This is a genomic window from Paenibacillus sp. 2RAB27 (genome assembly GCF_052115445.1).
Lineage (GTDB): Bacteria > Bacillota > Bacilli > Paenibacillales > NBRC-103111 > Paenibacillus_E.
In genome coordinates this window covers 100,153-113,075 of record NZ_JBFRGR010000011.1, presented here as the reverse complement: position 1 = coordinate 113,075, position 12,923 = coordinate 100,153, and the positions used below count along the sequence as shown (strand labels likewise).

Annotated in this window: 8 protein-coding genes; all 8 read right to left on the bottom strand. The window is 44.5% G+C overall.

Going from position 1 to position 12,923, the window contains the following annotated elements:
- Positions 1-126: 126 nt before the first annotated feature.
- Positions 127-1,725 (bottom strand): response regulator, encoded by a 1,599-nt coding sequence (locus AB4114_RS17250; RefSeq protein WP_441989558.1) that lies wholly within the window; start codon positions 1,723-1,725, stop codon positions 127-129.
- Positions 1,703-3,496 carry a cache domain-containing sensor histidine kinase gene (locus tag AB4114_RS17245; RefSeq protein ID WP_441989557.1) on the bottom strand — a complete coding sequence of 598 codons (1,794 nt, stop codon included), beginning with the start codon at positions 3,494-3,496 and terminating at the stop codon, positions 1,703-1,705. The genes AB4114_RS17250 and AB4114_RS17245 overlap by 23 nt, the downstream gene beginning before the upstream one ends.
- Positions 3,497-3,731: 235 nt before the next feature.
- The gene (locus AB4114_RS17240; RefSeq protein ID WP_441989556.1) at positions 3,732-4,757 is read right to left on the bottom strand and encodes a glycoside hydrolase family 88/105 protein; all 1,026 of its coding nucleotides are present in this window, start codon (positions 4,755-4,757) and stop codon (positions 3,732-3,734) included.
- Positions 4,758-4,772: 15 nt separating this feature from the next.
- Entirely contained in the window at positions 4,773-6,527 is a 1,755-nt protein-coding gene (locus AB4114_RS17235) for a hypothetical protein (protein WP_441989555.1), read from the bottom strand.
- 15 nt (positions 6,528-6,542) lie between these two features.
- On the bottom strand, positions 6,543-8,186 hold the full coding sequence (locus tag AB4114_RS17230) for an extracellular solute-binding protein (RefSeq protein WP_441989554.1): 1,644 nt from the start codon (positions 8,184-8,186) through the stop codon (positions 6,543-6,545).
- Positions 8,187-8,253: 67 nt separating this feature from the next.
- Positions 8,254-9,129 carry a carbohydrate ABC transporter permease gene (locus tag AB4114_RS17225; RefSeq protein WP_441989553.1) on the bottom strand — a complete coding sequence of 292 codons (876 nt, stop codon included), beginning with the start codon at positions 9,127-9,129 and terminating at the stop codon, positions 8,254-8,256.
- 24 nt (positions 9,130-9,153) lie between these two features.
- Positions 9,154-10,083, bottom strand: a complete 930-nt coding sequence (locus AB4114_RS17220; protein WP_441989625.1) for an ABC transporter permease — start codon at positions 10,081-10,083, stop codon at positions 9,154-9,156.
- A 366-nt stretch (positions 10,084-10,449) separates the two neighbouring features.
- Entirely contained in the window at positions 10,450-12,684 is a 2,235-nt protein-coding gene (locus AB4114_RS17215; protein WP_441989552.1) for a helix-turn-helix domain-containing protein, read from the bottom strand.
- Between the last annotated feature and the right edge of the window lie 239 nt (positions 12,685-12,923).

Below are 12,923 nucleotides of genomic sequence, written 5' to 3'. Positions count from 1 at the left end.
CATGAATTTAAGAAGGTGACAATGAATGCTAGTGCTTTTATCTATATGGAAAAGCAGCTTCCACCCATGCTTCGAATCGAAGCATGAGTGGAAGCTGCCTACAGGAATAACAGAAATTACGACAATTCATCCTTTGATTTGGCTCTTGTATTCATGGGGCAGCTTGCCATAACTTTTCTTGAACATATCGCTGAATTGCCGTGGATTTTGATAACCAACCTTCTCAGCAATTTCGTAAACGAGCAGATCCGTTTGCAAAAGCAGCCTAACCGCATTCTTCATTCGGATGTTCGTAACGTACTGCTTAAAATTCTCTTGCATGTGCTTCTTAAAGAAACTGCTAAAATAATACGGATTCATAAACACTTGGGAAGCTATGCTTTCTAGTGTTATATTTTCGCTATAGTGCTCCTCAATATATTCCTTAACAATCTTCATCTGCTGCGCTTCGCGGCTGCCACCTGCGGTGCTTACTTGTTCCAGTATGTCCAAAATACGAACCGTTATAAAATCAGTAAGATCATGAAAACGGTAAAATTGATGCATCTGCTGTTGCCAGTCATTCCGTTGCTCCGGCGAAACCTGAAGGTCAATCCCAACAGCCGACATCTCCTCCATTAAATCTGTCAATAAGGCATATACGATTAATACCGCCGATTCTTTGCGACCATTCGCATTGGTTGCTGCCTGCTCAAAGAAACTGCCCAAAAGCTCATGTACCTGCTGCTTTTCCTTGGCAATGACCGCTTTAATTACAGCCTGCTTGGCACTTGCCAAGTGCTCCTCTGAGCCAACACGCCGTTCATTCACTGACCAGGATAGAATCATCCCTTGCTTTTCAAAATAGCTGTAGTTCATCGTCTMAAGGGCTGACAGATAGGATTGCCTCATGTCACGAAGGCTGTTAACCGGCAAACCGATACAGATTGTCACATAAACTTTAAGATAAAATAAAATCTTATCCCGCATTTCGTTAGCTAGCCGCTGCAAATCATCCTCTACCTGCATGTGGTTCACAATGACGCATAAATTCTCGCCTTTTCGAATGACGAGACCACTGCCATAATGTTGGATCATCTCATCCACCAGATTGGATACCGCAAACATTAATAAACGCTTCTCATGCTCTCCCCATCTGCCATCTTGTAACTGAACATGAGCTAGCTCCACATACAGGACGCTGAAACAAAGGCCACTAAACTGCGCATTCAAAGCTTGAAGTTTACGCTCCGCTTCCTCCCACCGGATATCCCCTTGCGTAAGCCTGTCGAACAGCTCCTCGAGCTGCGTCTTCTTATCTTTTTGTTCATAAACGGCCAGCTTACCTTTGGAGGATTGATCTTCATCTGCTTCCTGCAACTGCATCATTGCTTTGCCAACTGCCTCGAGCAACAGGCTCTTCTCAATCGGTTTTACCAAGTAATCGACTGCACCGAAGGCTAAAGCATCCTTAGCATAGGAGAACTCTTGATAGGCGCTGATGAAAATAATTTTGGTCCGCAGCTGCCGCCTTTGCACTTCCTTTATGACATCAATTCCTGTGCCATCTGGCATGCTAATGTCCGTGATGACAAGTTCAGGCTGCTTGAGTTCAATCTGTTCCATCAAACTTCTGCCTGTCATCGCTTCACCTACGATTGCAATGCCGAGCTCTTCCCACGGGATGAGCTTTTTTAACCCTTTGATAATAATCGGTTCATCATCAGCTAGAATGGCGTTCAACACGGACGCTCACCTCTTTCGTTAAAGGAATGACAAGACGGACGGTAGTCCCAATATGTTGGCTGCTATTGATCTCTACGCCAAAACCTTGCCCATACAATGCAATAATGCGTTCATGGACATTAATGAGCCCAATGCTACTTCCCGTATCCAGCGAACTGCCATTAGCCAACTTTTTACGAACAATTTCTAACGTATCCTCGCTCATCCCTACTCCGTCGTCATCTACAGTGACACTAAGCAGGTTATCTGGCAGCTTCTCAATCGAAATACGGATCGTGCCTTTCCCTGATCTGGGCATAATGCCATGATAAATAGCGTTTTCAACAATCGGTTGCAGAGATAGCTTCGGAATCGCACAGTCCATCAAGTCCGAATCGAAGCGGAAGTCAAGTCCTAGCCTATGCTCGCCGTACCTGATGACCATCAAGTGAAAGTATTGCTCCAGGTTTGCTTTCTCAGCCCGGATTGTAACCGTTTCCTCACCGTAATCGAGTACATACTTAAGCTGATGTGATAACGACAAAATCATATCGCCCACCTCATTTGCATCTTCGGCAACAGCGCTCATCCGAATCACTTCCAGCGTATTATACAAATAATGCGGTCTGATTTGGCTTTTCAACGCGTTCAGCTCCGCTTGCTTCTGTTTAATCTGTGCAACATACACAACGTCAATGTATTCCTTCAGCCGCCATACCATCTTATTAAAGCCATGGGATAGGAGCCCTAGCTCATCCTCTGTCTTAACGGTCACCTGCGTATCGAAATTACCGGACTCCACTTTCGCCATTTCTCGCGTAATACTGCGAATCGGGTTAGAGAAGCGATTAGAGAACCAGACTGCGACCACAATCAAAGAAACCATACATAAGCCGATGACGATCGTAATCGTCTGAATGAGCTGCTCTACTTTGAGAAACAGTTCTTTTTTATAAAACTCACCAATAATTTGGATACTATTCTCAGCTGTTTCCTGTTGTAGATGCAAGAAATCATCCGAAGCATTCGCCTGAAATACAGTACCGATGTGCTCCTTTTTATTGCTATATAGGATAATCCCCTGTTTATCAACCACATAAACGGTATCCCGATTATTCAGAACCATCTGCTGGAAAATTTCATTAAATACGCCTAGCCCTACGTCCATGTAAAAGGTCCCGACAATTTCGCCTTCAACCTTAGATGACCCCAAGACGTCAGTGAGATTGCGACCAAACGTCATGACTTGATCCGTTGCCCCAATATAATAATCCTGCTTATGCGTCGGAAAAAAGCCAAGACCATTACGATTGACCTGCATCTGCTCTTTCCAATCAACCCTTGGGTATTGATATTGGTAATCTAGAGCCACGTTTTTCTTCGTCAAACTTTGAAAAGTCCCGTCCGGCTGAACAAAAAAGACATTTTGCAAGTTACGTTCAGTATATAAAATCGTTTGCAAAAAATCGTTGATCGTCGTCGTTAATCGGTAATCTTTTTCCTTATTTTGTGCTGCAATCGCTTGTCCCAATTGCCCGTACTGCCCACCAACCCCGTAAGAGTACATGAGTTTGGAAATACTGTTGTATTTAACAAACATATCATCTACATTTCGGCTCGCAAACAGCAGCATTTGCTCATAATTGTTCGTCGCATAACGCTCCATAAAGCCGCTGAACGTCTGCAGTGAAATATAACTGAGAATGAGCAGTGGGATGAGACCTACTGAGATGAAAGAGAGTGTGAATTTGGCAAAAATGCTTTTGTGCAGCCGGAAAGGGTTCGATGCCATCAGAGAGCGCCTCATTCTTTCGATTTAGAATAAGTCTATTTTAACAGAAATCTCACGCGATACTACCGTTGTAATTTAATGTGGAAGTGCGCTTTTTTAAGACATATATGAAAAACGCCACCCTTGTGGGTAGCGCTGCGCTGTCGGACGAACCTGTTATTCAACCATGACACTTTAAAACAGTCGATCCCCAGCATGAACATCCGTACTAGAGATAGATGCACTCTTCCTGACCTTAAGTTGTTTCATGCGCTTCTTGGCATAGCATCAACAAGGCAATTCCTTGTCCCCATGGCATGATAGACTGACGGGGAATAGCATTATACGCCAGAATACTTTTTTGAATGCCCGTTCCTGCCGAAACATCCTGCACCGTACCCTCTTCCGAAATATGCCGAAGTACAGCCTTATACCCTTTCTCCGCGCAGTGTAAGTATTTTTTATCCAAATAGCCCATACGCACGCTTTTATTAATTCCATATACAAAGCCCGCCGTCGCAGAGGTTTCCTCATAGGAGGAGGCGTCATTGAGAATGGTAGGCCACATGCCATTGTCATTTTGAACAGCCGCCAGTCCCTCGACCTGTAGGTGGATTCTTTCAAAAAACCATTCTTTTTCCTTTTCATAACCACGCAAGGTTGTGAATATTTCCGGTATGCTGATCGTTACCCAGCTGTTTCCTCTTGCCCAGAGACAGCCGCTGAGATGATAATTACCCGACAGACAGTATCCATGGTAAAGCAGCCCATTTTCCCTGGTTTGAAGGGCTTCGATATGAAGCCTTGCCTGCAGCAGTCCTTCCTCGATATAAGCTGCTTTATTCAGGATCTGTCCCAATTCCGTTAAGAACACTCCGGCCATAAATACGGTATCTACCCACATCTCTCCGGCAAACTTATCGTTAATAACCGTATGCTCAAGAGCTCCATTAGATAAACGTGGAGCTTCCTTCATGAGCCAACTGGCAAATTTTTCGGCAAAATCAAGATAATGAAGTTCTTCCGTTTCTCGATAGAGCAGCAAAACCGAGAGCAGCGGTGCGGTAGTATTGATGTTATACGAAATCTTCTGGCTGTTCGCCATGTTAGAGTCGATAAACGTTTTGATAAAGTTATAAATCTCCTGGCTTCCGGTTGTCTCATACACTTTCCGCAATCCGTATAAAGCGACACCTGCTCCCCAGTCCCAATCGCCTTTCTTGTCTACATTAAAATCCATCCCCATGGTTGTTCGTGCTACTTTTTCCAGAATTCCATTCACTTTTCACACCCCCGTTTACTCTTGCCTTACTGTTATCTGATTAAAATCGTAGGTTACCTTTTTTCGGTTAGACTTTACTTCAACAATTCCACTGTTAAAAGCTGAAAACATATAGGGCCCGTTATAGGTAGGATAAGGAAAGATCACCTTTTCTCCATTTATGGTTCGCTTAGATTTGTCCATCGATAGTTCCCCCTCCGAGGAGGAATGGTACGATAACTGCATATTTACAGGGTCAAATGCAACACGGTTCTGTAAAATCGTCCTGCGAAACGTTGCAAAATCCGGGAAGTTCATGTTATCTCCCACTTCGCAAATGACCGCATTGCACCTACCCTTACTTCTAATTTCCCTTCTGGCAAAGTCTCCATCTTCTGTCCAGTTATACCCATTATGGATAAATAAAGAGATATAAACCCAGGACTTTCTTAGAAAAAGGTAATTCCCCTCTTCCTTCACCTCATCGAAGGCATCCCTCGGAACATGGACATGAATCCAATGCAGCGCTTGCTCCTGAGGGATCTGATACATTGCCATCACCACATTTTTTTCGCCAAAAAAGTGCCCGCAACCACAACCCAAATCTCCCGTCCAGTAGCCATGCTCGCTTCCCTCCGTGCCATGATGCCCAGGATGATGACTGAATATTTTCAAATTGGTCTCCTCCACAAGGCTCAGATCCCATTGGTGCTGCTGATGATGGGCATACCAACCCGCTTCACTACCTAGACGGTATGAATCTTGGAAATTCACAGCTCCCATGATATACCGGGGCGTGTAATAGGTATATTTATTGATGCTTCCCTCCTCCTGCGGCAGCTTTTTGTGAGGAGTTTCAAAAGTTATGCAGTGTAAATGCTTGCTTTCCTCGTGAACATAGGGCTGCGTTCTCCCTAGTGCAATCTCGTAAATCTGTTGATGGGGCTGATAGCCCGAACAAATGGCAGCAATGAGACAGGGACCCTGGATCTCCTCCCTATAGCCATGCCCGAAATACAGATAGTAGAGAGGAAAGGTACCGCTTCGGGCATGATCCAACGCAACAGGAGCATAGATGCGGCCATGGGCCCCTCCGTACATACCGTCGAGGCTATCGCATACCATGTCCAGCATTAGCAAATCCAGCATCATCTCTGCAAGTTTAACCAGTTCCGAATCGCAAGCAAAATCATAGAGACACAGCAGACACTCCACGACCTCTGGTAGATAGCTGGAGGAATCAAACTCTGCCCAGCCCCGCTTGGCGCGAAAAACAAGGTATTCCCGGAGAATGTTTCCTTCCTCCTCCAGAAGCTCCTTTCCTTTCTTTCCATACGCCTTAAAGCACTCTTTCGGATATTTCTGTGCAGCCAGATACCGGGAAGTATGAAAAAGCAACATATGATTCTCTGACTTGTACTTGCTTTCAAAACCATGATTCAGATAAAAATTTCGTATGGAGTTGGTAGTCAACTCCTGCAAAAGTCCAATTGGTTCAAACTGGTAAAGGGCACGTATCAGCTTTATGGCCGTAAAATCCGATTCTCCTTGCGGATCGCGGCCATAAGGATGGGGATGCTCAAACCACTCAGATGATCTCACCAAACTCTGATTACTTTCCTCCATATACATGGCTTTACTCAGGTTCGCAACGGCCATACCTCCATATAGATCCTTGGACAAATCCCTCTGAATTTGCTTATCGAGCAAATAGGAGCTTCTTTCTTCAAGGCTAACTATCGCATTCCTTGCCAGAAACTCCGCATCGTCGGACAATCTAATGAAATCCATTTCCATCTCACCTTATTATTTTTTAGCTAGGAACTGGTAAATGTCCTTAGTAAAGAAAGCATTCTTTTTATTCTGCTCATACCACTTCGCGTACCAATCGAAAGTCTGATTTTGTCCAATCTTCTGCTTCAAACTCTTAAGATCATTCATCGCTTGATCAACGGAATAGCCGTTCCCACTTACTACTGTCTTGGCAATAAGATCCTTGCTTTGCTGGGTCCAATCATTGTTGATTTTTAACAAATCAGCTGGAAGTGTAGGCATATGCTCACCATGTGTTAACGTGTACAGCGGCACTGTGGGGTTTTCGTACAGATCACGTGTTTCTTTTCTGATTCCAGCCCATTCCTCAGCATTTGGAATATTCTTATCAAGAACTGGAACGTTACATATCTCTTTGGAATCAATCGTTGTCGCTGTCATATACATATCGGTGTTGTAGCCTATTTCAATTTTACGTAAATCCGGATTAGTCGCTCTCGGGCATCCGAGCTCATCATTTTTCCAATGAACGTTTTCCGTGCCGAATTTGAGCAATTTCCATGTCGTTTCAGCTAGCATGAAATCAATCTCTTTCACTGCGGAGACCGGGTCCTTTGAGCCCGCATAAACAACCGTTGTCATCTGAAGCGGATTTAACATTCTGATCGTGTATTGTCCAAACTCTGTCTTAGGCATCAGCATGGGGGATATCGTTGCTTCTTTATTTGTGCTGCGGAGCGTCGTTAGTAAATCAACGTTCGCGTTATCAGCCACATAGATTCCCAGCTTGCCAGATAAAAAGTCTTTCTTCGCTTTCTCGCCGTTCTTATCCGTCAAATAATCACGATCAACAACACCTTCGTCAAACAGTCGTTTCTTGAAGGAAACGGCCGCTTTCATTCTCGCATCCTCTTCGACCAGCTTGTCATCTTTAATGAACATCGAATTGCCATGCATAGCATCAATAGCTTCATCCCCTAAATAAGCGAGTGAATAGCCGTACGTGTCCTTCTTCCCATTGCCGTCCGGGTCTTGTTCGGTGAACGCTTTCGCTACTTTAAGCAGATCGTCCGGCGTTTGTGGTATGGGCAGCGAGAGCTTTTTTAGCCAGTCGGTGCGGATGAATACAGCTATTTGTACGGTGCTAGGAATAACTCGCCCAATTTCGTACAATTTACCATCAGGCTTTGTACCGATCTTGCGCAGAATGGGATACTTTTCCAGCATCTTGCTGTAATTCGGCGCATATTGTTTGACCAGATCATCCAGCGGCAGCAGCTGCTTCTGGGTATACAGTTGATCCCGATAGCCCGTTTCAAACTCGTTGATCACGTCGGGAGCTTCTCCGGAAGCAAACAACGTATTAAATTTCTGCTTCGATTCAAACCTCGGAATGGCAACAAATTCAACATCCGCTGGCCCGTTTTCGTTAATCCATTTCGTCCAGCGATTGTTCGTAATTGATCCTTCCGCTGGTGGTGTGTTGCCACGGTCGTAGAGGGACATTTTGATCTTGCCCCGTTTCTCCGGTGCTGTTGACGATGATCCCGCTTTTGTTGGTGAGACGGAAGCTCCACTACCCTCTTCTTTTGGTTTGCTACAAGCCGCTAGTACCGTCCCTGCCGCCAACAAAGTCACCACTGCTGTTAACGTACTTTTCTTCATTTTGACTTCCACTTCGTTCATCCCCTTTTGTATTTATAGACTGAATTCGAATCCGTTCATCCTATCGCCATTTTACGACTTATCCTTTGATAGCGCCAAGCATCACACCCTTTACAAAATACTTTTGCAGAATCGGATATACAATCAGCATGGGCAGTGTCATGATCGCAATGCCCCCAGCTTTCACAGCCTCAGGTGACATATTCTCCAAATCTTCCGGCTGCAAGGCGATCGTCTGCATCAGCATGCTCTGACTCTGCACCATCTGCTGAACGAATACGGTCAAATTCATCTTTTCCGCATCATTGATGAATATGAGGACGCTCAGGAAGGAGTTCCAGTAACCAACCGCTAAAAATAGACAAACCGTCGCGATAACAGGTAATGATAACGGAAGAAATATTTGTACAAGAAGCCGCCATTCCCCACAACCATCGATGCGTGCAGACTCCTCAATCTCTGCAGGAATACCTTCGAAATAGGTACGCATGAGCAGCAGATTATAGGCGCCAACCAACCCAGGGAGCCATAGGGACCAGTAAGTATTAATGAGGCCAAGGCTTTTCATCAGAAGAAAGAAGGGAATCAGCCCACCGCTGAACATCATCGTAAACACCATGGCCAGCGTAATAAATTTGCGCCCAAAGCAGTATGTACGAGACAACGCATAAGCGGCAAGAGTCGTGCAGAGCAAGCTCAACCCCGTTCCTACTATCGTGATGTTCAAGCTGTTCAGAAAAGAGGGAATGACTCTTGAACCGATAAATAGGGTTTTATAAGATTCCACATTAAAATGAATCGGCCAAAGCCAGACGAAACCGGAATCGATGGCCGCTGAGTCGCTGAACGAGACAGCGATAATATTAATTAGCGGAATAAGGCAGCTGACGGCAGCCAGCAGCAGAATTGTATGAACAGAAGCATTAAACCATTTCCCTGCGTAATTTTCTCTCACGTTCTCACTTCCTTTCAAGCCCGATTACCATAGGCTCTGGTTGAATTTACGGGCAATACGGTTTGCTGTTAACACAAGTGTGAAGCCAACTAATGATTCAAATAACCCCATTGCAGCCGGAACGCCGAATTCGCCCCCCTGAATTCCCGTCTTGAATGTATACGTACTGATGACTTCCGAAATATCGGCGACAACCCGATTCTGCATCACATAGATGTGATCGAAACCAACCTCCATGACACGTCCTACACCAAGGATTAGCATCAAAATAATCGTAGGTCGAATGCCAGGAAGTGACACATGCCACATCTGCCGCCATTTGCCAGCGCCGTCCATTGCAGTCGACTCGTACAAGCTCGGATCGATCGTCGTAAGCGCCGCTAAATAAATGATCGCCGAAAAGCCAGCCTCTTTCCAAATACCTGCACTCAAAAAAACGGCAATCCATGAAAACGGTTGATAAAGGAAGGCATACCGTTCAACGCCCAGCTTTTCCAGTATGTCGTTCACCATCCCGGAATCCTGAGAAAACAAGGTGATAAAGATGCCGCCGACAATAACCCAGGAAAGGAAATGGGGCAAATACAACAGTGTTTGTACGATTTTCTTGAACCACATTTTTCGAACCTCATTCAGCAGCAGAGCAACCAATATCGGAAATGGAAACCCAATAAAGCTTAATAAGCTCAGCATGAATGTATTGCGGATGATCTTCCATCCAAGTGGATTATTAAACAAATAATCAAAATGCTTTAATCCAACCCATGGACTCCCCCAGATTCCATCCCAAAAGTTATAATCCTTGAATGCAAGGACGATCCCGCCCATCGGCGCATACTTGAATAGGAGAAAACAAATAATGGCTGGAGTCAGCATGATATACAGCGGAATATTTTGCTTCAGATATTTGCTGCCACGCTTTTTAATATCTCTGGTTCGAACTGATTTATCCATGTCCAAAGCTGTGTGCTGCGAAGATACTTGCATGTGACTTTACCTCCTATGTCGCCCTGCCGAGCGTGTATCGCTTGGTTGTGATCGTTGCTATTCCGTTCACAACTCAACACTACACGGAAGTCCCTTAGCAAGGCAATTCACACATTTAGACGCGATGCACTACTTCAATAATCAGCAGGAGTTCAGGGTTTAAACGGCATGCCCCACGCTTTGTGGCATGCCATGCACAGTTTTCACACAAGACTCTGTTTCCACAATACCCTGCACTATTGGGGACAAACGGCTTGTCGGCTAAACAAAAAACGACCCATTCAGGGACTTTGTTGATCTTTCCCTGAATCGATCGTTTTCGATACTTCCTGATTATAATTGTTGGAACTCTTTGCGGTATTCGCCAGGTGTCCGGCTCACGAGTTTCTTAAATACACGAATAAACGAAAAGGTATGTGTATACCCGACCTTCACTGCGATTTCCTGGATCGTAATAGATGTTGTGACCAGCAAATATTTAGACTGTTCGATTCGTAGGCCAGCCAAATAATCAATGAATTTCTCACCGAATTCTTCTTTAAACAAGCGGCTTAAATAATTCGGTGTCAACTTAAATTTCTCACTCAGCATGACGAGTGAGAAATCTGGATTGTTATACTCGTTTTCGATATACACTTTCACTTGGTCAATCAGATCATGCTGACTTCGCTGCGCGCGAAGGTTATCCAGCCTCCTGCAGGCATCCTCCAGAATACGATGTAATTCTTCCTCCAATTCATCCACCGTGTCGAAAGACACAATCCATTCGTTAATTGGATTCATGGCATATTCTCGCCAACATTCCAGATAATCTGCGGATAACCCCGACATTTCCTTGTAAAAGTGAAATAATAAATAATTCATCAGATTGACAACTTGTTCCCGTGAAAATAACTGTAAGCGAATTTCCACAAACAGGGCGTTATAATGGCGTTCCCATTCGGCTTCACCGAGCCTGTAGAAATGGACCAATTCACGAATATATGGAAGGGATCGGAATATTTCTTCGCCCGACTTGTTAGTGATATCCTTGAATTCAATAACGCTGCTGACTCCGACCGTGGTCTTATAGCTGAGTGCTTCTAACGCTTCTTCATAGGAACTAGATACCCCATGAATGCCTGACACTTTCGTTCCAAGTCCACAGGTGATCGTAATCGCTACATTTTCGTGGATCCAATCCACTGTTTTGCGCATAATCTCTCGAAACGGATCACCTGCTGCAATCTCATTCGGCAGTTGACAGACAACGCACAATCGATGCTTTTCAATCCATTCTGGACAGATCAGAATACCCTCATTCTGGTTCAGTTCTTGAACAACGTTATCAATAATAAATTTAATCAAATATTGATCCTTATTATTGTAAGTTGAGGTGAAATTCGAATACTTGTCGATCTCGATAATGGCCACCACATATTGATCGTATGTCTCATGAAATCCGAAACGAGATAACTCCTTTTCCCACCCTTCCAGCTGAAGCTGCGTCCCGGTCAGCAATTCTTCGAACAGATATCGCCGACGGTAGCTAAAATTCTCGTCGTTCTCTAGCCGATACTTGCCGAATTGCTCGAGCAGATGATCAAGTAGATTGTCAATAATTTTGAATTCATCAAACTTGACTTGTCCTAGTATATTGGGTCTCTGCAGCGGAACGGATGAGAGCCGCTCCAGAAGAGACTGAATCGGCTTATAGTTCTGCCGACTAGCGTATATAATCCATAGTGCACCCGCAAGAACCGTGATGATGCCGATCACCAGCCAGAAGGCATTGAGGTTCGAGAGAAAGCGAAAAAATACGCCGTCGATAAATCCGCTTCTAATCGTCCAACCTGTGTACTCCGATTTCATAACGGTAAAATCTTCCCGATCTAGGCTAGCTCCTCCGTCTATCGCGTCGTCACCGATGATATAATCTCCATTGGCATCAAGTAGGTGAAGATAACTGAATTTAGAACTGGACACATTGTTGACGAGCTTAGCGATCGTATGTAATTTTATATTTGCAACAAGAACCCCCTCTGTTCCCAACGGCAACGGCATCCGCATGACTAGAGATACGACGGGCGTTGTCACTCCGGCGTTGTCGATATACTGACGACTTATACTCCAGCGATTAGCAGGGGGGGCGGCAATTAGCGTATTCAAATATTGGCTATTGGAAAATTGATCGAGCCCCATCATCGACGTGTCACTTAAGACGATTTGGTCACGTGTACGATACAAATACACCGATTCGATCTCGCTGAAGCTGTCTCGCAGCAAAATTAATTTCTTATATACGTCACGGTCGTTAAGATATCGGTTCTGAGAAAACGGAGATGTACTGTAAAAATCGATGACAGATTGGTCATCGAGAAATGTCTGCACGATATATTGTTCGACAGTTCGCAGCTTGGAATCGATGTATTGCATGGTATTTTCTGCATAGATCTCGTTCGCCTTCAGCGCTTGCTGCTTGGACAATTCACTCATGGTGACGAAAAATATCCATAGCAACACTATAATAACGAGAATGAAAACTGGCAGATAAGCAAATACAAGGCGATTTCTCCACTTCTTCCTCATGTCAACATCCCCTTTATTCGTACAAAGTACAACGAGTCGGATAGACAAGTCAATACTCAATTAGGAGAATCATGCACATTTAGAAGAATGAAGGCAATGAATGAACAAAGAAACCCCTTCCAACCAATCAGGCTGGAGGGGAATAGCATCCTTCAATCATTTATTCACTTCGTTGTTTTAACCTCTAGTTGCAGCCTGCGCACCCTCATTTTTACATTAGCAACGATCCATCGTGCCAT

Excerpts from the sequence above, each read along its gene's own strand:
- AB4114_RS17245 (WP_441989557.1), bottom strand. The coding sequence starts at position 3,496 with ATGGCATCGAACCCTTTCCGGCTGCACAAAAGCATTTTTGCCAAATTC.
- AB4114_RS17235 (WP_441989555.1), bottom strand. The coding sequence starts at position 6,527 with ATGGATTTCATTAGATTGTCCGACGATGCGGAGTTTCTGGCAAGGAAT.
- AB4114_RS17220 (WP_441989625.1), bottom strand. The coding sequence starts at position 10,083 with ATGGATAAATCAGTTCGAACCAGAGATATTAAAAAGCGTGGCAGCAAA.
- AB4114_RS17215 (WP_441989552.1), bottom strand. The coding sequence starts at position 12,684 with ATGAGGAAGAAGTGGAGAAATCGCCTTGTATTTGCTTATCTGCCAGTT.